The sequence below is a fragment of the Streptomyces sp. GQ60 genome, from assembly GCF_059758875.1.
The window spans coordinates 11,792-31,963 of record NZ_JCAXEG010000024.1 but is presented as its reverse complement, the minus strand read 5'-3'; the positions used below and the strand labels follow the sequence as shown (position 1 = coordinate 31,963).

The following is a 20,172-nucleotide window of genomic DNA, read 5'->3' as shown; positions in this document are numbered from 1 at the left end:
AGGCCGGGCGGCCGCACCGGGAACATGCGGTCCGGTCCGCGCGGTTGCATCGAGGGACCGGCGCCGAAGGTGCGGGGCAACAGGGAGACCACCAGGCCGTCCGCCCCGCCGGGATCCGGACCCCGGGATCGCGGTACGCCCGCCGCGCACCCGGCCCAAGACGCATTGCTGCAGGAGGACTGTTTCATGACTGACCGGCCCTTGACGCTCATGGCAGTACACGCCCACCCCGACGACGAGGCCACCGGAACCGGCGGAGTCCTCGCCCGGTACGCGGCGGAAGGCATCCGCACGGTTCTCGTGACGTGTACGGACGGCGGTTGCGGTGACGGCCCGGGGGGTGTCAAGCCGGGCGATCCCGGGCACGATCCGGCGGCCGTCGCCGCGATGCGCCGTCGAGAACTCGAGGCGAGCTGTGACGTCCTGAAGGTCAGTGACCTGGAGATGCTCGACTATGCCGACTCCGGAATGATGGGCTGGCCGAGCAACGACGCCCCCGGATCCTTCTGGCAGACCCCAGTGGAGGAAGGCGCAGCCCGACTTGCGGAACTCATGCGCCACTACCGTCCCGACGTGGTCGTCACCTATGACGAGAACGGCTTCTACGGCCACCCCGACCACATCCAGGCCCACCGCATCACGATGGCCGCGCTGGAGATGACCACGCTGACACCGAAGGTGTACTGGACGACGATGCCCCACTCCGCGATGCGGCGGTTCGGGGAGATCATGCGCGAGTTCCAGGGGGACATGGCGGAGCCGGACCCCGCCGAGGCCGCCGCGATGGCAGAGATCGGCCTCCCCGACGACCAGATCAGCACCTGGGTGGACACCCTCGCGTTCAGTGGCCAGAAGTTCGACGCGCTGGCCGCGCACGCTAGTCAGGGCGAGGGCATCTTCTTCCTCAAGATGGGCGTCGAGAGGTTCGGCGAGTTGATGGGCACGGAGACCTTCGTGCGCGTCAAGGACACCACCGGCGCCGCCCTACCCGAGAACGACCTCTTCGCCGGACTGCGCTGATCCCCTCCCCCCGTCCGTCGCGAGCCCTCGCCGGCCTCGCGACGGAGGGCGGCGGCTTGTCGCCGTCCTGTGCTCGGCACGGCCACGTTGCGGCCCCGCACCCTCGCCCCGTCGGGTGTACGACGCCCCGTCAGGCCGGGGTGAACGTGCGGCGTACCCTGAGGTCCCCGCACCGCGACGCGCCAAAGCGACTTGAGGAAAGGCTGATCGTGCGCACTCCCCTCTCATGGCTTGCCGACAGGTACTCGCTCGGAGCGAGAAGCGTCAGAGCGGCCGCACTGGGTTCGGTCGTGGCGAGCATCGCGATCATCGTGACCGGTGGGATCGTCCGTGTCACCGGCTCCGGTCTCGGCTGTACCGATTGGCCCATGTGTACGGGAGAGACGCTGGCCCCCACCGCGGAAATGGGGCTGCACGGTGTCATCGAGTTCGGGAACCGGCTTCTGACCGGGGCGCTGTGCGCGGTGGTGGGCTGGGTCATCATTACCGCGCGTCTCCAGGAAAGGCCGATGCCCGCAGTCCTGCGCGGAGGCTGGGCGCAGTTCTGGATCGTCATGCTCAACGCGGTCGTCGGCGGGGTGACCGTGTGGATGCGGCTGAGCCCCTACATCGTTGCCGCTCACTTCCTCGCGGCCACGCTGCTGCTCACCGCGGCGGTGTACACCTGGCACGCGGCGTACGCCGATGCGGGTGCGGGTCCGGGTGCCGCGAGCGGCGAGGTCGACCGGGCCGACGCGCCGGTCCCGCTCACGCCGCGGTCCGACGCGCGGATCCGGTCGCTGTCGGCGGCCCTGGTCACCGTGACGGCACTGCTGGTCGTCGTGGGCACGCTCGCCACCGGCTCCGGTCCGCACGCGGGCGACTCCTCCGACGTGCCACGGATGCCGTTCGACTGGACGGCCGTGACCATCGTCCACGGGGTGCTGGCCGGGGCGGTCCTGGTCCTGGCCGGAGCCCTGCTCTCCGCGCTGCCCAAGGACGGCTTCGGCGCCGCGCGCCGCAAGGCGGTCGGATTCCTGGCCGTACTCCTGGGCCAAGGCCTCGTGGGGCTGGTGCAGTCCGTGACGGCCCTGCCCTCGCTCCTCGTGATGCTCCACCTGCTGGGCGCGGCGCTCGTGTGGACCGGCGTCCTGCAGGTCCACTTGACCGTCAAGCGGGCCCGTGCCGGCCTTTCGAGCCCGCTCGGCGATGCGCCGCTGCCGCGTGCGCGGGGCGCCGACACACACGTCTGACCCGCCGCGTGCCGGGTGCCGATGCGGATGTCGTTTCCCGTGCGTGCGAACGGCGCCCGTGCCCGGGCGCCCTGCGCGACGGTGCAGCCGCAGCTCCGTCAGTCGGCGGCCCGGCGTCTGCCGCGCCGGCGGCGCGGGTACGGCAGGAGGCGCGGCGAGCGCTTGGCGGCCACGTCCTCGACCCAGCCGAAGGTCAGCACCAGCAGGGCGACCAGCGGGATCGCCACCAGGAGCGTGAACCACTGGCTGGCCAGCAGCCACTGGAAGTTGGCGTAGACGAAGGGGACGCTCCAGAGGGGGTCGATCAGCGGGATCGCGGCCACCAGAGCGACCTGGTGCCACAAGTAGACGCTGACGGCGCGTGAGTTGAGCAGGCTGACCAGGCCGTTCCACCGCTCCAGCAGCCTGGGCCACTGGTCCCAGGACGGGCTCACGTGGAGCAGGATGGCGACGAAGCCCAAGGACCACAGCGCCTGGGCGATCGGCCAGGACTCGATGTCGGTGTGAACGGTCGGATCGACCGGCCGGGTCTGCAGGTACCAGAAGCCGGCCACCATGACGAGCGGCGCGACGGACGGCAGTACGTACTGCGGGATCTTCTTGAGCAGCCCCTCCTGGTGGGCCATGCCGAGGATCCAGCAGGAGCCGAACATCGTGAAGTCGTTGGCGGTCTCCCAGACCCGCCAGTAGAGGAAATCCTGGTCGGCGAAGAACGTGTTCATGACGATCAACAGCGCCAGGGGGCTGAACAGCGTCACCCACGGAAGCCTTCGCAGCGCCCAGAGCATGAGCGGCGAGAGCAGCACGTACCAGAGGTACGCCCGGAGGTACCAGAGCGGGACGGTGATCTGCAGGGCCCAGCCGCCGTCCACCAGGCCGAAACCGGGCAGGCCTTCCCCGTACGGCGGAGTGCTCAGCGGCAGGATCCAGAACGCCAGCTTGGTCCACCACCAGGTGGGGTGGCCGTCGGAGTCGGGGCCCCAGCCGTCGAGGACTTGGAGGGTGATCAGGACGGCGCCGAACAGCCACATCGGCGGCAGCAGGCGGCGCAGTCGGCCGCGGATCACGCCGAGAGCGGGACGGCTGAGCGAGCGGGCCATCAGCGAGCCGGCCAGCGCGAACATCACGCCCATGGACGGAAAGACGAGCGGCAGCCAGAACCAGCCGAAGTTGTGGTAGATCATCACGCGGACCAGTGCCAGCGCGCGCAGCAGGTCGAGATAGCGGTCGCGGCCGCCCTTGCGCGGGGACGGCGTCTCGGGCTCCGGCTCCCGCACCGGGCCCGGCTGTCGCGGAATGGCGAGGACCCTCAACTGGACGGTGTCCTGCGGGCGCCCGCGGTCGATGAACGCAGTCATGGTCAGACCTCCACCGGTACAGCGACCTCACCGGTGCGCCGGAGCTTCTGCCAGCGCAGTCGGCCCCCGGTCATCGCCGTGATCGCGGACTGCAACAGGACGATGTACATCAGCTGTCGGTAGACCAGTTGCTGGATCGGCAGGCTGATCAGGTGCCAGGGCTTCTCGCGGTCGAGGTGGAAGGCGTACCAGGACAGTGCGGCCTGGAGCAGGATGAAGCCGCCCCAGCTGGTGAGGGTGATCGGGGCGTTCCCGAACAGCACGCCGTACAGCAGGAACAAGTCGACCAGCGGCGCCAGCAGCGGGGCGACCACGCCGAACAGCACGACGAGCGGGAGCCCGACCCGGCCGAAGCGCCCGGCCGGGCCGCGGGCGGTCACCGCGCCGCGGTGCTTCCACATCGCCTGCATGCTGCCGTAGCTCCAGCGGTACCGCTGGGACCAGAGCTGCTGGAGGCTGGCGGGAGCCTCGGTCCAGGCGCGGGCGTGCTCGGCGTAGACGATCCGCCAGCCGTCGCAGAGCACCGCGATGGTGATGTCGGTGTCCTCGGCGAGGGTGTCGTCGCTCATCCCGCCGACCCGGTCCAGGGCCTCCTTGCGGAAGGCGCCGACCGCGCCGGGGATGGTCTGGATGACGCCCAGCATGTCGTACATCCGGCGGTCCAGGTTGTGGCCGAGGACGTACTCGATGTGCTGCCAGGCGCCGATCAGGCTGTCGCGGTTGCCGACCTTCGCGTTGCCCGCGACCGCGCCGATCGCCGGGTCGCCGAAGGGCTGGACCAGCTCGCGCACGGTGGACGGCTCGAAGACGGTGTCGCCGTCCATCATCACGATGATCTCGTGCGAGGCGGCCGCGATACCGCTGTTGAGCGCGCTGGACTTGCCGCCGTTGACCTTGCGGATCAGCCGGACGAACGGCAGGCCCATCTCCTCGACGATGTCCGCGGTGCCGTCCGTGGAGCCGTCGTCGATGACGATCACCTCGATCGGATAATCGCTGACGGCCAGGGAGTTGAGGGTGTTGGCTATGCACTCGCGCTCGTTGTAGGCCGGGACCAGCACGGTCACCGGCCGGGTGACGGGCGCTCCCCAGGCGTCCCGCCGCTTGGCGCGGCGGGCGTGCATCGGTGCGAGGACGAGCATCAGCCCGAAACGGCCGAAGTTGAGGAAGCCGACGAGGGCCAGCAGCCCGACCAGCACCGGCAGGGTGTGCACGGCGAACTGGGTGGCCCAGAGGAATCCCTTGCCCGCCCACAGCTGGTATCCGTGCACCGGCACGGTGGCGCTGGAGGCGCCGAGCGCCTCGGAGATGGTGGTGAAGCGGTAGCCCTCGGCCTTCAGTTTGTCGATGATCTGCTCGAGCGCGGCGATGGTCTGGGTACGGTCGCCACCCGCGTCGTGCAACAGGATCAGCGCGCCCGCTCCGGGCTTGGCCGGCATCGCCCGCTTGACGATCTCCTCGACTCCGGGCCGCTTCCAGTCCTCGGTGTCGCGGTCGATGAACGCGGTGAGGTAGCCGCGCGCGCCGACGTACTTGATCACCGGGTAGTTCCAGTCGTCCATCGCCGTGGCGTCGGAGGAGTACGGCGGGCGGAACAGCGCGCTGTGGACGCCCGCGACGCCGGCCAGGGCGAGCTGCGTCTGCGCCAGTTCCCAGCCGATCCGGCCTTTGGACTGATACGCCATGTCGGAGTGGGTGAAGGTGTGCACGCCGAGTTCGTGGCCGCCCGCGACGATCTCGCGGATCAGCTCCGGGTTGCGCGTGGTCATGGCACCGGTCACGAAGAAGTCCGCCCGGACGTCGCGGGCGGCGAGGACGTCCAGGATCTTCGGGGTCCACTCCGGTGAGGGACCGTCGTCGAAGCTCAGTACCGCGGTGCGGTCGGGGATGTGATAGCTCACGGGCTGAGCGTTCTTGCTGCCGCGCGCGTCGATGACCGGACCGCCCTTGAGCAGGTGGTCCGGCACGGTCGTCTTGTCGACCGAGATCGCGATCCGGTCGTCGTGGAACGCCTCGTTGGTGGCGAGGCCGCGCAGCACGAGAAGCGCAAGCAAGCACGCCAGCAGGGACAGCGGCATGAAGAAGCGCAGTGGCGGCGCGGCCAGTCGGCGCGGCCTCAGCAGGGACTGCCGGCGGCGCTGATGGCGGGACAATGACGCTCCTGGAGATGGGTGGTGCGGAAGATCAGGGGTTCTCGGCCGGACCCGAAGGCCCGGCCGCGGACGGCGCGGTGGCCGTGGAAGTCGAGGTGGCCGCCAGGGGCTTCGGCGTCGCGGCCATGGGCTTCGGCGTGGCCGCCGGGGGTTTCTGTGTGGCGGCCGGGGGTTTCGTGGCCGAGGACTTCGTCGGCGCGGCCGGGGACTTCGGTGTGCCGGCCGACGGCTTCGACGGGGTGGCCGAGGACTTCGCCTGCGGTGTGGCGGACCGGGTGGCCGTCCGGGCCGAGGACGACGGGGGCGGCGCGGCCGACGGGGTGGACGACGGCGCGGCCGAGGACGGCGGGGCGGGCGACCGCGAGGACTGTACGGGTATGCCCATCGCCGGGGCGTCCGCCTGCATGCCGATCAGGCTGCCGCCCATGGCGATCGCGAGGATCGCTCCGACGACGGAGACCGGCCAGCCGAGCCCCCGCAGCAGACGGCCGCGCAGTCCCGACTGATCGACGAAAACCGGTGCGGGAGCGGGCTCGTCAAAGCTCGACTCGGACATTTCAGGCTGCTCCTGGTGCGCCGATCCGCGTTGAATGGGAGTAATGGCTGAGCGCACCGTGCGAGGCCTTTCAGAGCAGGGTACGTAGACCGCAGGATGGCAGGGCGAACGCTAGTGCACCGGCCTGAATCGACTTGGGCCCGATGTCTGCTTTTAGCGCGATCTGCCCACGTGCCGTAATCGGATTGAAATACCAATTGGCAGTACCAGTCGGTAAACCTGCACGCACGGTCGTCCGATACTGATCGATGCGTGTTCGACCGAGGCCTTTCCACCGGGATCCCGGTGGCCGGGGTCACCCCAGGTCGCCGCGAACCTTAGGATGACCCCCTCATGTGATCAGTCATTGATCTTCATGTATTGATCTTCGTGCCAAGGGCGTGTCCAGGTACCGCCTCTACGCCCTCAAGGAGCCCGTGTGAGCCATCCCCGCCGCACCTCTCGTCGCCGCGCGTGGACCGCGCTCACGCTGCCCGCCCTCCTGTGCGCGCTCGCCGCGTGCTCCGGCGGCCCCAGTGACGGTGCCACCGCACCCACCCCCGCCCGCAGCGCTTCGCCGACCCCGGCCGGACCGCCCGGAACCCTGTTCGACGGCTTCCAGTACAGCGGCCCCGAGGACCCCGCTCTCGCCGCCAACGGCTGGGAGATCCGCAAGGGCGGGGGCGGCCCGGGGATCAAGGACACCTGGTCAAGCGCCGGTGCCAGCTTCCCGGCCGACCCGACCGCCCAGGGGGGCAGGGTCCTGCAGCTGGAGTCCTCCACCGACGGCACCAAGCAGGGCACCAAGCAGGTCGAGGTGCAGAGCACCGGCACCCCCCTCTTCACGGGCACCTTCGCCGCTCGCGTCTACCTCAGCGACAAGCCCGTGAGCGGTCGCAACGGCGACCACGTCGTCGAGACCTTCTTCCCGATCTCCGCCGCGGAGTCCTCGACGAACTACAGCGAACTCGACTTCGAGTACCTGCCGAACGGCGGCTGGGGTTCGGTGGGCCCGCAACTCGACACCGTGAGCTGGCACAAGGCCGATCCGCCGGACCGGGTCGTCCGCTCCCTCAAGAAGCAGCGCCTCGAGGGCTGGCACATCATGTTGATCACTTTTGTGAACGGAAAGGTCACCTATTCCCTGGACGGCAAGGAGGTGTTCACCAGTACCGGCAAGTACGTCCCGCGCGAAAAGATGGACATCCACTTCAACAACTGGTTCATCGACCTTCCCTTCACCGGGAGTTCACGCACGTGGGGCATGAAGGTCAACTGGTTCTATTACAAGGCCGATGAGGCCGTTTCCCTGGCGGACGTCCAGAAAACCGTGGACGGTTTCTACAGCGCCGGCACCCACCACATCAACACCGTGCCGAAGTCCTGATCCCCGTAAGGGATCTGACGGCCCGTATCAGACGGCCGCGGGGTGCAGGGTCGCCTTCCCCGTCACCTCGATGCCCGTGCGCTCCCCCGGCCGGGCCGAGGCCGGGCTGGGGACCCGGACGTCGATGGGCTCGTCGATGCCGTCGACGGCGACGGTGACCATGGCGTCGTGTCCGTAGAAGCGGACGTCGGTCACCGTGCCGCCGGCCCGGGCCGCGTCCGGGTCGGTCAGCCGCAGCTGCTCCGGCCGCAGCAGCACCACGCCCTCGCGGAGCGGGCCGGGCGGGTCCGTCAGGGGGATGCGGCCGAGCGCGGTGGTCGCCGCGTCCCGGTCCGCGGTGCCGGAGACCAGTACCGCGTCGCCGACGAAGGCGGCCACCCAGGGGTCGGCGGGACGGCTGTACACCTCGTGCGGTGTGGCGCACTGGGCCACGCGGCCGTCCCGGACGACGGCGACGAGGTCGGCGGTCGAGAGGGCTTCCTGCTGGTCGTGGGTGACGAGCAGGGCGGTCGCACCGGTGGCGCGCAGGGCCGCGCGTACGTCGGCCCGTACGCCGGTGCGCAGGGCGGCGTCGAGGGCGTTGAACGGCTCGTCGAGGAGGACCAGGGCGGGCTGCGGCGCCAGGGCGCGGGCCAGCGCGATGCGCTGCTGCTGGCCGCCGGACAGCTCGTGCGGCATGCGGTCGCCGTAGCCGGCCAGTCCGACGAGTTCGAGCATCTCCTCCGTGCGCCGCCGCCGGGCGGACCGGTCGAGGCCGGCCAGGCCGAAGGCGACGTTGCGGGCCACGCTCAAGTGCGGGAAGAGCGCGCCCTCCTGGGGCACGATGCCGATGCGGCGGCGTTCGGGCGGAAGGTGGACCCCGGGGCCGCTGAGCGCGCGTCCGTCGAGGGTGACGGTGCCCGCGTCGGCGCGCAGGAAGCCGGCGATGATGCGCAGCAGCGTGGTCTTGCCGCAGCCCGAGGGGCCGAGGACCGCTGTCAGCGCGCCGCCGGGGAGGGAGAGGTCGAGGCCGTCGAGGACCGGCGCCGCACCGGGGCCGTACGCCTTGGCCAGTCCGGCGATCTGCAGGTCGGTCATGTGCGGTGCCTTCCGAGGAGGTAGGACGGGATGGCGGCCAGCAGGATCAGCGCCGCGGCGTAGGGCGCGGCGGCGGCGAAGGATCCGGTGCCGGTCTCCGTCCACAGACGGGTGGCCAGGGTGTCCATTCCCGTGGGGCGCAGCAGCAGGGTGGCGGGGAGTTCCTTCATGCACACGACGAAGGTGAGCGCGGCTCCGGCGGCGACCCCGGGGGCGGCCAGCGGCACGGTCACCTCGCGGAGCACGCGCAGCGGGGTACGGCCGAGGGAGCGCGCGACGTCCTCCAGGACGGGCGGGGACTGGAGCACGGCCGCGCGGGTCCCGGCGACGGCGACGGGCAGGAAGAGCACGGCGTACGCGCAGACCAGCAACGGGAGTTCCTGGTAGACCGGTTCGGCGTAGCGAACAGCGAAGAAGACCAGGGACAGGGCCACGGTGATGCCCGGGAGCGCGTGCCCGGCGTAGGCCGACTGCTCCAGCAGCCGGGCGGTCCGGCCCCGGTACCGCGCGGCGATCACTCCGACCGGGAGGGCGAGCAGGGTGGTGAGCGCGGCTCCCGCGGCGGCGACGCCGAGGGTGGTGGCGGCGGTGTCGAGGAGCGTGGCCGGGTCCCAGGTCGCGGAGTTGCCGACGGCCAGCCAGTACCCGAGCGTCGCCAGCGGGGTGAGGACGGCGACGCCGGTGACCGCCGCGCACCAGGCCAGCGCGGGCGCCCGCCAGCGGCCCAGCGCGGCGGGAACGGCGGGGCGGGCGGTGCCGCCGCCGGTTCTCGCGTGCCCGGCCCGGCCGCGGGTCCGCGCCTCGGCGGCGACCAGGGCGATCGTCATCACCACGAGGACGACGCTGAGGGCGGCGGCCGGGGTGCGGTCGAAGCTGGCCCGGTAGGAGGTGTAGATGCCGCGGGTGAAGGTGTCGTAGCGCATCAGCGACACGGCACCGAAGTCGGAGAACACGTACAGCGCGACGAGGACCGCCCCGCCGGCGGCGGCGGGCCGCAGCTGCGGCAGCGTCACCCGCAGGAAGGTCTTGAGCGGGCCGTGGCCGAGGGAGCGGGCCACCTCCTCCTGCGCCGGGTCGGTGCCGCGCAGGGCGGCGGTGACGGGCAGGTAGACGTACGGGAAGCTCACCAGCGTCAGCGCGAGGGCCGACCCGGTGAAGCCGGCCAGCTCCGGGAAGGCGGACAGCCAGGCGAAGGCGGCGACGTAGCTCGGCACGGCCAGCGGCAGGGTCACCAGCACCGACCAGGCCCGGCGGCCGGGCAGGTCGGTGCGTACGGTCAGCCAGGCCAGGGAGACGCCCAGGACCAGGCAGGCCGAGACGACCACGGCCGCCAGCCCGAGGCTGCGGCCGAGCAGGTGGGCGGTGCGCTCGTCGGCGATGACGTCCAGGGCGAAGGCCGGACCGCGCTCCAGGGAGCGGACGGCGAGGTAGCCGAGGGGCAGCAGGGCGAACACCGCGGCGACGGCCGCGGGAACGAGCAGGACGGCGGGCGGCCGGCGGCCGGCACGCCACCGCCCGGTCGGCGCGGTGGCGCCGTCCGGGCGGTGGGCAGTGGCGGTATCCGTCGGCGTGACGGGATCCGTGACGGGCATGGGGGTCAGACCATCCCGGCTTCCTGGAGCATCTTCAGGGTCTCCTGAAGCGATTCCAGCTTCCCGAGGTCGATCTTCGGGGCGTCCAGGGAGGCCAGCGGCGGAAGGCCCTTGACCGTGCTGGTCACGCCCGAGGCGAGCGGGTACTCCTTGGTGTCCTCGGCGAAGTACTTCTGCGCCTTCTCCGAGAGCAGGAAGTCGACGGCCTTCTGGGCGACCGCGGCCTGGTCGCTTCCCTTGAGGACGGCGACACCGGCGGTGTTGACGAGACCGCCCGCGTCACCACCGGGGAGGAAGTGGATCTTCGACTTGACCTTGGCCTCGCCCTTCTCGGCGACCTGCTCGTACCAGTAGTAGTGGTTGACCAGTCCGAGCGAGACCTCGCCCTTGCCGACCGCTTCCAGCACCTTGAGGTTGTTGTCGTACACCTTCGGCTCGTTGGCCTTGAGGCCCTTCAGCCAGGTACGGGTGTCGTCGTCGCCCTCCAGGACGCGCATGCCGGTGACGAAGGCCTGGAAGGAGGCGTTCGTCGGGACGTAGCCGACCCTCCCCTTCCACTCCGGCTTGACCAGGTCGTGGACGGTGTCCGGCACCTTGGACACCTGCCCGGGGTGGTACGCGAGCACGCGGACCCGCCCGGAGGTGCCCACCCAGTCACCCGCGCCACCGCGGAAGCCGGGGTCCACCTTGTCGAGGGACGCCTGCGGCAGCTTCTCCAGCATGCCCTTCGTGGACAGGGCCCCGAGGGCGCCGGCGTCCTGGGAGAAGAACAGCCCGGCCTTGGTCTTGTCACCCTCTTCCTGGATCTGGGCGGCGAGTTCGGCACTCTCGCCGTAGCGGACGGCGACCGTGGTGCCGACGGCCTTCTCCAGCTCGTCGAGGAGCGGCTTGACCAGCTTCTCGTTGCGGCCCGAGTAGATGACGAGCCCCGCGTCGTCCTCGTCGACGCCGCAGCCTGCGACGGCGGGGAGGAGGAGTGCCGCCGCGAAGAGCGCGGTCAGGCGTCGGACCAGGGGGCGTCGCATGGGAAGCCTTCCTACAAGGGCGGCGGAGAAAAGAGTAACGCCCCATAAGTAAGGTAAAGCTAACCTAAAGGTCAAGGTGACGCACGCAACAATTCGACCGCGCCCACGCATCGGCGGAGCCGACCTTACCGCTTATTTTCCTATGGATCTTCCATGAGTCATCTGTGACTTTCCTGTGACTATCGGGCGAGTAAGGTTTTCCTAAGATGCGCCCGTGACAGTCCTTCCCGACCTCCTCCCGGGCACCGCGTCCGTCCCGTTCGCCCTCGACCTCGCCGCCCACGGCGACCGGACCGCCGTCATCACGGCCGACGGCCCGGTCAGCTATGCCGAGTTGGCCGCGCGCGTGGACCGGGCGGCCCGCCGCCTCGGCAGGGAACGCCGTCTCGTCCTGGTGGTCGGTTCCAACACCGTCGACGCCCTCGTCGTCCACCTCGCCGCCCTCGCGGCCGGGCACCCCGTCCTCCTGGTGGCGGGTGACCACCCCGAAGCCGTCCAGTCCCTGATCGACGCGTACGACCCGGACGTCGTGGCCCGCCCCGACGGCGGGGACATGCGGCTCGACGAGCGCCGCGAGGTCTCGGCGCACGAGCTGCACCCGGACCTCGCGCTGCTCCTGAGCACCTCGGGCTCGACGGGATCGCCGAAGCTGGTCCGGCTGTCGCACGAGAACCTCCAGGCCAACGCGGAGTCCATCGCGCAGTACCTGGACATCAGGGACACCGACCGCGCCGCGACCACCCTGCCCCTGCACTACTGCTACGGCCTGTCCGTCGTGCACAGCCACCTCCTGCGCGGGGCCGGACTGATCCTGACCGACCTGTCGGTCGCCGACACCTGCTTCTGGGCGCTGTTCAAGGCAGGCCGGGGGACGGCCCTCGCCGGGGTTCCGTACACCTTCGACCTGCTCGACCGGGTCGGTTTCGCCGCCATGGAACTGCCCCACCTGCGTTACGTCACCCAGGCGGGCGGGCGCCTGGCACCCGACCGGGTCCGGCGGTACGCGGCGCTCGGCCGCGCCGCCGGCTGGAAGCTCTTCGTGATGTACGGCCAGACCGAGGCGACGGCCCGCATGGCCTACCTGCCGCCGCACCTTGCGGAATCCCGCCCCGAGGCGGTGGGGATCCCCATCCCCGGCGGCTCGTTCCGGCTTCGGCCGCTGCCCGACGTCCCCGACGGGGCGCACAGCCCCGACGGGAACACCGGCGAACTGGTCTACTCGGGCCCCAACGTCATGCTCGGCTACGCCCGGACCCCCGCGGACCTCGCGCTCGGCCGGACCGCGCACGAACTCCCCACCGGCGACATCGCGCGCCGCGCCCCCGACGGGCTGTACGAGATCGTCGGCCGGAGCAGCCGGTTCGCGAAGATCCTCGGCCTGCGCATCGACCCCGCGCAGGTCGAGGCGATGCTCGCCCGGCACGGCGTCAGCGCCCTGTGCACCGGCGACGACGAGGCGCTGCGCATCGCCGCCGTCGGCGGCGACGACTCCGATGCCCGCCGGATAGCCCGGCGCGTGGCCGAGGAATGCGGTCTGCCGGTCCGCGCCGTCCACGTCCGCGTCCTGCCCGCCCTCCCCCGCCTCCCCTCGGGCAAGCCCGACTACCGTGCGGTGCGCGAAGCGGACCGCCAGGCACCCGACGCCGGCGCCGCGGCCGCCCCGAAGGGCGCCCCCGAGAGCCTGCGCCTGCTCTACGCCCGGGTCCTCGACCGCCCCGACGCCACGGACGACAGCTCCTTCGTCAGCCTGGGCGGCGATTCGCTCTCGTACGTCGAGATGTCGATCCAGCTCGAAGAGCGGCTCGGCCACCTGCCGGCCGGCTGGCACACCACACCGATACGGGATCTCGGTCCGCCCGCGCAGGCGGAAACCTCCCGCAGGCGGACCCTGGAGACGAGCGTCGCCCTCCGCGCCCTGGCGATCTTCTGCATCGTCGGCTCGCACATCGAGGTCTTCGGCATCAAGGGCGGGGCGCACATCCTGCTCGCGGTCGCCGGATACAACTTCGCCCGCTTCCACCTCACCACCGCCGAACGGCGGGTACGCGTACGCCGGGGCTGGACCAGCATCGCCCGCGTCGCACTGCCGAGCACGGCCTGGATCGGCCTGATCCTGCTCCTCAACGACGACTACACCCTCGCCAATCTCTTCCTGCTCGACAGCGTCATGGGCCCCGACGGCCTGAAGACCGGCATGCACTTCTGGTTCATCGAGGCCCTCGTCTACATCCTGATCGCCGCCGTCGGCCTCCTGGGCCTGCCCGCGGTGGACCGGGCGGAGCGCCGGTTCCCCTACGCCCTGCCCCTGGCCCTCGCCGGCCTGGGACTGCTCACCCGCTACGAGCTCGTCGGCCTGCCGGAGCGCGGGCAGATCCCCGACGCCGTCACCGTGTTCTGGCTGTTCGCCCTCGGCTGGGCGGCGGCGAAGGCCGCCACCGCGCGACAGCGCCTCCTGGTCACGGCCGCGGCCCTGGCCACCGTGCCGGGCTTCTTCCCCGGCGACGCCGGGCGTGAGGCGATCATCCTCGCCGGATTCGTACTCCTGGTCTGGGTGCCCAGCCTCCCCAGCCGCGAGCGCCTCAACCAACTGGCCGGCCTCCTCGCGACCAGCTCCCTGTACATCTACCTGACCCACTGGCAGATCTTCCCGCTCATCGACGGGTTCTCCCGGCACGCGGCGTTCGCCGCCTCGCTCCTCTTCGGCATCGCCTACGCGGCCGGCGTCGCCCGCCTGATGAAGGGCGCGGCCGCGGTGGCCGGCACGCTCCACGAGAAATGGCGGAGATAGGCTTGTCCGGCATTTTTCCGCCTTCACCGTCGGCGTGTTCGGCTCCCTCTGATGCCGGTTGAGCAGCAGGGCCGCACGCGGCACCTGCTGCAGGACCGGAGGAGGCCTCACCCGGAGGGAAGACCGCCTCCCCCGGGCGCGCGGGATTAGGGCGCCCCCGATGATCAGTGGGGGCGCCGCGAGGCCCGCGTACATGCTGGCCACGTGCTGCAGGGCGGCGGGGATCATCCGCCGCACGGGCAGGACTTCGTCGGCGGGATGGGCCGGGAGGAGGTGGGCGGGGCGGAGCGTTCGTGCGTGAAGAGCGTAGGGGAGCGCAAGGGGGACAGTCCCTCCGAGAGACCTCCCGGCCGGCGGGCGGCGGGGACGGTCGGGGGCGAAGCACGGCCGGAAGACCGGACAAGTGGACGGACTTGCCCGGAGGGAAACGGAAATCGTGCCGGTCTCCGGGGTGGGGAGAGCGACTGGATTCCTCATCGCGGAATTCACTTTCCGCTGCGAACGAGTGCGACCCTACGAACAGGCCCCCGGCCGTCAACTCCTCCAGGGGGCTCCATCGATTCCTCCGTTTCTTTGGACGTACGCACAATCGCCGTCGCCCGGGCGGTCAACGCGCGTCGACCGACCCGGCGTCCGCGAAATCCGCGGACAGGCCTTGGCCGGGGCGCCGCCGCGCCCTACGGTGTCCGGCTATGCCATCCCGAGACGATCTCCACAGCCCGCCCGTGGGCGAAAACTCCGCCTATCCCCCGCTGGAGCCCCGCCGCGCCGTCGGCGTGCGCGAGCAGCTCGGAAGGTCGCCTGGGCCGTATCCGCCTTCCAGGGGCACCCCCTTCACCCCGACACGCTCCTGGCCTGGGAGCGGGGCGCGGAGTTCCCGACGGACCATCAGATCAAAGCGCTGGCGGCCGCGTTGTGGTGTTCAGCGGGCGATCTGCTCGCCGAACCGGCCACGCTCCTGCAGTGCCGGACGCTCCTGGGGCTCACGGTGGAGCAGGCGGCCGTGGGGGTCGGGATGACCCGCGACCGCTACGCCGAGGCGGAACGGCGCAACCGCTGGCGCGGGTCGGGCCGGCAGACCCAGGCACTGTTCGAGGTCCTGCGGCCGCCGCCCGCCTGCTTCGTCGGGACGTGCGGCAGGACGGGGCAGTTGCGCGTACTGCTGCGCGAGGCGGTCACCGGGTGGTGGCCGAACTACGTACGCCCCGTCGCGAAGATCGTGCCCGTGGAGCCGGCGGCGATCCACCGCGCCCTGGAGCAGCTCCACCTGACGTACCAGCGGATCGACAACCACGGCCGGACCGGCGCCGCCGCCGAAGCGGTCGAGCGCGAGGCCCTGGCCTTCCTCGACCGGGTCGACGAGCACCTGTGGCAGCGACTGGGACCGCAGACCGCCTGACCCCGCCTCCGCGCGGCTACGATGAGGGCCGTGTCCCCGGGGGAGGAGACCCATGCAACCACCGTCGACGGTCGCCCAGTTGACAGGCCTGGTGTTGCTGGTCCTACCGGGTCTCACCTACCAGTTCCTACGGGAGCGCTGGCGCGGGCCGGTGGCCTCGGAAGCCCAGCTCGGCGAGCGGATGCTCCGCGCGATCACCGCCAGTGTGGCTCTCAACGGGCTCTACGCGATCGCGGCCGGGCCCGCGCTCGTGGCGGCCTGGCGGCGCGCGAAGGGCCCCGGGAAGTCCGGGGTCGCGGACTCGAACGCCTCGGCCTCACCGGACCGGCCGACGACCGGAACCCGCCGCGCCCGTGGTGGATCCCCTGCGGCCCGCCGGCCTTCTTCTCCGTGCACGCGGCCGGACATGATCGGGACGACCCGGCACGGGGGACGCGGCGCACGGTGCTGGACCGCGTGGTGTCCGGCCCACATCCACGGGGGCGCCTGACCGGCCCGCGGGGCCGCGGATCAGCGGGCGGAGGTCTGCGCGCGGGGCGGGCCCGCGCTGCACAGGGCCCAGATCACGAAGACTCCGAGGGCGATCGACACGAGGGCCCACATCGGGGCGTAGGGCAGCCACATGAAGTTGAGGACGATGCTGAAGCCGGCCAGGACCAGGCCCGTGGCCCGGGCCCACGGGGCGCTCTTGAGGATCCCCCAGCCGACGACGCCGAGGACGACGCCGAGGAGCAGGTGGATCCAGCCCCAGGCCGAAGTGTCGAACTTGTAGACGTAGTCGCCGAGTCGGGCGTAGGCGTCGTCCTCCGCGATGCCGGAGACGCCCTTGAGGACGGCGATGACTCCGTCCGCCAGGAGGACGACTCCGGCGAACATCGCGCCGCCCGCGGCCCATGCGCTCCCGGCTCCGGCCGGAGCATCGCCGCCGCCCGGCGACGCGTGCTTCGGGTTACCCGTCGGGGATGCGGTCTGTGCCATGGAAACTCCTTCGTAGGGCGGGGCGTCGATGCGCCCCGCCCTTCCCACCCTTGGGGCGGATCCGCTCGTCCGGACAGCCGGGTACGGCCGAACGGGGGAATCACCCTAACGACACGGCAGATGGCAAAGAGTCGCGATCATGGTAATTGTGGTTGATTGTCTGTTTCTGGGTTGTACTGGACGCCAAGCAACGCCAAGCAACACCGTCCAGGAACTGGAGCGTTACGTGGCATCCACCACTCTCACCGTCTGGAAGTTCCCCACTCCCGAGGGAGCCCAGCAGGCGGAGTCCGCCCTGCTCGCCCTGCAGAAGGAACAGCTGATACAGGTGCACGACGCGGCGGTCGTCACCTGGCACGACGACGCCAAGAAGCCGAAGACCCAGCAGCTGAACAGCCTCACGGGCGCCGGCGCGCTCTCCGGCACCTTCTGGGGGATGCTCTTCGGGCTCCTGTTCTTCGTGCCGCTGCTCGGCGCCGCCGTGGGCGCCGCGGCCGGGGCCATCGGTGGATCCCTCTCCGACGTCGGCATCGACGACCAGTTCATCGACGAGGTGAAGTCCGAGGTGAAGCCCGGGACTTCGGCCCTGTTCCTGCTCTCCTCCGACGCCGTCGTCGAGCGGGTCCGCGGCTCCTTCCCGGGCGGGCAGGCTCAGCTCATCCGTTCCAACCTCTCCGGCCCGCAGGAGCAGCAGCTCCGTGAGGTCTTCGCAGCCTGAGAACCGAGACGACGCTGTGGTCCGGACCCGTGGCTCCCCCCGGGTCCGGGCCACAGCGGTGTGCGGCGCAGCGCGCGACGGCCGCCGTCCGCGGAGTCTTCACCGAGTTGCGGAGTCTTCACCGAGTTGAGGAAGGGGCCCGAGCGGTGAGCGTTCCGCGGGCGGCAGGACCACACGACAAGGCCGCGGCGCACTCCGTGGCCCCCTGGCTGCGCCACTACCGCGGCAGATGGCTGCGGGGCGACACGCTGGGCGCCCTCACCGCGTGGGCGCTGATCGTTCCGGAGTGCGTCGCCTACGCGCAGATCGCGGGTGTCCCCCGCAGAACGCCTTCTACGCGGCTCCGGCGGCCCTCCTCGTGTACGCGTTGCTGGGCCGCTCCAACTTCCTGCTCGTCGGGGCCACCTCGGCGGCGGCCGGACTGTCCGCCGCCACCGTCTCGGCCGTCAGTCCCGCCCCCGAGGACGCCGTCGGACTGTCGGCCGCCCTCACCGTCATCGTGGGCGCGGTGCTGCTGGCGGCCGGGCTGGCCCGGCTCGGGTTCCTGACCAACTTCCTCGCCGAACCGGCCCTTGTGGGCTTCCTGTTCGGCATGGCCCTGACCATCGTCGTCCGGCAGGCCGCGAAGCTCGTCGGAGTGCCGGGCAGTGACGGCAACTTCTTCGAGCGGCTGTGGACCGTCCTGTCCGGAGCCCCCCACTGGTCCCTGGTCACGCTGGCCGTCGGGGCGGCCGCGCTCGCCGCCCTGTTCCTGCTGGAGCGCTCCGTCCCGCGCCTGCCCGCCTCCCTGGTCGTCCTGGTGGCGGCCCTCTTCCTGTCGGCGGCCCTCGACCTCGAGGAGCACGGCGTCGAGACCGTCGGCCGCATCCCCTCGGCCGTACCGGTCCCCCACCTGCCGGGCCTCCCGGCCGCCGACTGGATCGCACTGTTCGGCGGGGCCCTGGGCGTGGCCCTGGTGGTGTTCGCCGAGGCCTTCAGCATCGCCGGCCGCTTCGCCCGGGAACACGGCCAGGCGGTGGACGCCAACCGGGAGATGGCCGCCGTCGCCTCAGCAACATCGCCGTCGGACTCTTCCGCGGCTTCGCCGTGTCCGGCAGCGCCCCGCGCAGCGCGGCCGCGGTGGAGCGGGCGGGCGGACCCCGATGGTCTCGCTGATCGCGGCGGGACTGATCCTGCTGACCGGCGCCTTCCTCACCCCGCTGTTCACCGACCTGCCGGAGCCGGTCCTCGGCCCCATCGTCATCTTCGCCGTACGCGGCTTCCTGCGGGTCGGCGAACTCCGCCGCTACTTCCGTCTGGACCGGCGGAGCCTGTGGGTCGCGCTCACCTCCCTGTTCGGCGTGCTCCTCTTCGACCTGCTGCCCGGACTGCTGCTCGCCGTCGCGCTCTCCCTCGTCCTGTTCATCGGCGCCGCCAGCCGGCGCCGCGTCGCCGTCCTCGGCCGGCTGCCCGGAACCCGGCTGTACGCCGACACCGCCGGCCACGAGGACGCCGCCACCGACCCCGCCGTCCTCGTCGTACGCCCCGACGGCAGCCTCTTCTTCGGCAACGTCAACCGGGTACGGCTGGACGTGCTGGAGCGGCTGCGGACCGCCCCGGCGGCTCCCCGGGCCGTCGTCCTGGACCTGACCGCCTGCTTCCAGCTCGGCGTTCCCGTCCTGGACACCTTCGACGAACTCCGCGAGGAACTCGGCCGGAAGGCGTCGCCTTCCATCTGGCCCGGCTGCGCTCGACGGCCGCCGGGGAGCCGGCCCGCCACCCGCTCGGTGATCACCTGGGCGCCCGCGGGGTCCACCGCACCGTGGACGAGGCGGTAAGGGCCGTGGAGACCGGGCGGGCCGAACTCCCCCCGGATGCAGCCCATTAGTTTATGTGTCAGGTTTTACCCATAAGATCCAAATGGGAAGGATTTCCATGAAGCGTCTCCCGATCACCGCGGCCCTGGGCGCGGCCGCGGCCCTGTTCCTCACGTCCTGTTCCTCGGACGACCCGAGCCCCGAGGAGCAGGCGACCCAGGCCGCCTCGGAGCTCTGCACCGGTCTCTCCACCCTGAAGGCGGACCAGGCCAAGCTGGCGGCGCTGGACCCGGCTTCCGCGACGAAGGACCAGGTCAAGGACGCCGTCGACGCGGTCCAGACGGACTGGGACAACGTCTCCTCCTCCCTCAAGGACCTGGAATCCGCGAAGAGGTCGGCCGTCGGATCCGCCGTCGGCGATCTCAAGTCCGGCTTCGGCGACCTGCCCGGCGACACCACCGGATCCGAAGCCCTGACCCAGCTGAAGCCCCAGATCCAGAAGTTCGACGAGACCCTCGTCGCGGCCTCGGTCGGCGTCACATGCCCCTGACCCCCACGCACCACGGGAGGGCGATCCGCGGCGCATGCGGCGCCCTGCTCGCGGCGGCCGTGCTCGCCGCGACGGCCGGCTGCTCCGACTCCGACGCCAGCGTGTCCGAAGGGGTGTCCAAGGCGGCCTCGGCGGCGGCCTCGGCCCAGTCACACGCCGCCGACGCGGTCGACTCGGCCACCGCGGCCGCGAAGAAGCAACTGGACGAGGTCAAGGACGGGGTCGACGCCAAGGACGCGGTGACGCTCGGCAGCGTCACCACCGATGGCGACGGACTCTCGGCCGTGACCGTCACGGCCCGCAACACCGACGGCTCGACGAAGTCCTTCGCCGTCCAGGTCGAGTACAAGGATGCCTCCGGCAACCCGCTGGACACGGTGGTCGTCACCGTGTCCGACGTGCCCGCCGGCCAGTCCGAGGACGGGACCGCACGCAGCACGCACAAGCTCTCGGGCGAGGTGCGCGCCACCCTCGGCACCGCGCTCAGGTACTGACCCCGCGCGCCCCGCCCGGCCCCCGCTCTCCACCGGATCGCGCTCCCGGGAGCGGCGGGCCGGGCGGGGC

Annotated in this window: 17 protein-coding genes and 2 pseudogenes; 13 read left to right on the top strand and 6 right to left on the bottom strand. The window is 71.4% G+C overall.

The window, feature by feature from the left end:
- Window positions 1-186: 186 nt before the first annotated feature.
- Window positions 187-1,020, top strand: a complete 834-nt coding sequence (locus AC6CKD_RS34240) for a PIG-L family deacetylase (RefSeq protein WP_498332739.1) — start codon at window positions 187-189, stop codon at window positions 1,018-1,020.
- Window positions 1,021-1,160: 140 nt separating this feature from the next.
- Complete coding sequence (locus tag AC6CKD_RS34235) at window positions 1,161-2,252, top strand: COX15/CtaA family protein (protein WP_498332737.1); 1,092 nt, start codon at window positions 1,161-1,163, stop codon at window positions 2,250-2,252.
- 98 nt (window positions 2,253-2,350) lie between these two features.
- Here AC6CKD_RS34235 and AC6CKD_RS34230 read toward each other — a convergent pair whose 3' ends face one another.
- Window positions 2,351-3,610: an acyltransferase family protein gene (locus AC6CKD_RS34230; protein ID WP_498332736.1), complete on the bottom strand. Its 1,260-nt coding sequence runs from the start codon at window positions 3,608-3,610 to the stop codon at window positions 2,351-2,353.
- A gap of 2 nt (window positions 3,611-3,612) precedes the next feature.
- Complete coding sequence (locus tag AC6CKD_RS34225; RefSeq protein WP_498332824.1) at window positions 3,613-5,700, bottom strand: bifunctional polysaccharide deacetylase/glycosyltransferase family 2 protein; 2,088 nt, start codon at window positions 5,698-5,700, stop codon at window positions 3,613-3,615.
- A 62-nt stretch (window positions 5,701-5,762) separates the two neighbouring features.
- On the opposite strand from AC6CKD_RS34225, the gene AC6CKD_RS34220 reads away from it, so the two are divergent.
- Complete coding sequence (locus AC6CKD_RS34220) at window positions 5,763-6,269, top strand: hypothetical protein (RefSeq protein WP_498332734.1); 507 nt, start codon at window positions 5,763-5,765, stop codon at window positions 6,267-6,269.
- A gap of 468 nt (window positions 6,270-6,737) precedes the next feature.
- Window positions 6,738-7,685: a glycoside hydrolase family 16 protein gene (locus tag AC6CKD_RS34215; protein ID WP_498332733.1), complete on the top strand. Its 948-nt coding sequence runs from the start codon at window positions 6,738-6,740 to the stop codon at window positions 7,683-7,685.
- A 27-nt stretch (window positions 7,686-7,712) separates the two neighbouring features.
- On the opposite strand, the gene AC6CKD_RS34210 is transcribed toward AC6CKD_RS34215, so the two are convergent.
- From AC6CKD_RS34210 to AC6CKD_RS34200, 3 genes are read right to left on the bottom strand one after another with little or no spacing between them, the layout of a single operon-like run.
- Window positions 7,713-8,762: an ABC transporter ATP-binding protein gene (locus AC6CKD_RS34210; protein WP_498332731.1), complete on the bottom strand. Its 1,050-nt coding sequence runs from the start codon at window positions 8,760-8,762 to the stop codon at window positions 7,713-7,715.
- Window positions 8,759-10,354, bottom strand: coding sequence for an ABC transporter permease (locus tag AC6CKD_RS34205; RefSeq protein WP_498332729.1), 1,596 nt, complete (start codon window positions 10,352-10,354; stop codon window positions 8,759-8,761). The genes AC6CKD_RS34210 and AC6CKD_RS34205 overlap by 4 nt, the downstream gene beginning before the upstream one ends.
- A gap of 5 nt (window positions 10,355-10,359) precedes the next feature.
- Complete coding sequence (locus AC6CKD_RS34200) at window positions 10,360-11,379, bottom strand: iron ABC transporter substrate-binding protein (RefSeq protein WP_498332727.1); 1,020 nt, start codon at window positions 11,377-11,379, stop codon at window positions 10,360-10,362.
- Between the two features lie 214 nt (window positions 11,380-11,593).
- On the opposite strand from AC6CKD_RS34200, the gene AC6CKD_RS34195 reads away from it, so the two are divergent.
- The 3 genes from AC6CKD_RS34195 to AC6CKD_RS34185 all read left to right on the top strand — a co-directional run bounded on the left by AC6CKD_RS34195 (window position 11,594) and on the right by AC6CKD_RS34185 (window position 16,056).
- A complete protein-coding gene (locus tag AC6CKD_RS34195) occupies window positions 11,594-14,167 on the top strand; it encodes an AMP-binding protein (RefSeq protein ID WP_498332725.1) in 2,574 nt (857 codons plus the stop codon).
- A gap of 913 nt (window positions 14,168-15,080) precedes the next feature.
- Entirely contained in the window at window positions 15,081-15,566 is a 486-nt protein-coding gene (locus AC6CKD_RS34190; protein ID WP_498332723.1) for an XRE family transcriptional regulator, read from the top strand.
- Window positions 15,567-15,618: 52 nt separating this feature from the next.
- On the top strand, window positions 15,619-16,056 hold the full coding sequence (locus AC6CKD_RS34185; RefSeq protein WP_498332721.1) for a DUF6338 family protein: 438 nt from the start codon (window positions 15,619-15,621) through the stop codon (window positions 16,054-16,056).
- A 20-nt stretch (window positions 16,057-16,076) separates the two neighbouring features.
- On the opposite strand, the gene AC6CKD_RS34180 is transcribed toward AC6CKD_RS34185, so the two are convergent.
- On the bottom strand, window positions 16,077-16,544 hold the full coding sequence (locus AC6CKD_RS34180) for a DUF7144 family membrane protein (RefSeq protein WP_498332719.1): 468 nt from the start codon (window positions 16,542-16,544) through the stop codon (window positions 16,077-16,079).
- A gap of 226 nt (window positions 16,545-16,770) precedes the next feature.
- Here AC6CKD_RS34180 and AC6CKD_RS34175 point away from each other — a divergent pair, with 226 nt between their 5' ends.
- The 6 genes and pseudogenes from AC6CKD_RS34175 to AC6CKD_RS34150 all read left to right on the top strand — a co-directional run bounded on the left by AC6CKD_RS34175 (window position 16,771) and on the right by AC6CKD_RS34150 (window position 20,102).
- Window positions 16,771-17,262, top strand: coding sequence for a DUF1269 domain-containing protein (locus tag AC6CKD_RS34175; protein WP_478686657.1), 492 nt, complete (start codon window positions 16,771-16,773; stop codon window positions 17,260-17,262).
- 229 nt (window positions 17,263-17,491) lie between these two features.
- Window positions 17,492-18,250 (top strand): annotated as a pseudogene (locus AC6CKD_RS34170) (SulP family inorganic anion transporter); the annotation flags it as partial.
- Between the two features lie 148 nt (window positions 18,251-18,398).
- Window positions 18,399-18,569 (top strand): annotated as a pseudogene (locus AC6CKD_RS34165) (SulP family inorganic anion transporter); the annotation flags it as partial.
- Between the two features lie 33 nt (window positions 18,570-18,602).
- Window positions 18,603-19,079: a sodium-independent anion transporter gene (locus tag AC6CKD_RS34160; RefSeq protein WP_498332822.1), complete on the top strand. Its 477-nt coding sequence runs from the start codon at window positions 18,603-18,605 to the stop codon at window positions 19,077-19,079.
- Between the two features lie 97 nt (window positions 19,080-19,176).
- Window positions 19,177-19,608 carry a hypothetical protein gene (locus AC6CKD_RS34155; protein ID WP_498332717.1) on the top strand — a complete coding sequence of 144 codons (432 nt, stop codon included), beginning with the start codon at window positions 19,177-19,179 and terminating at the stop codon, window positions 19,606-19,608.
- Complete coding sequence (locus AC6CKD_RS34150; RefSeq protein ID WP_498332715.1) at window positions 19,599-20,102, top strand: hypothetical protein; 504 nt, start codon at window positions 19,599-19,601, stop codon at window positions 20,100-20,102. Before AC6CKD_RS34155 ends, AC6CKD_RS34150 begins: the two co-directional genes overlap by 10 nt.
- Window positions 20,103-20,172: the final 70 nt, after the last annotated feature.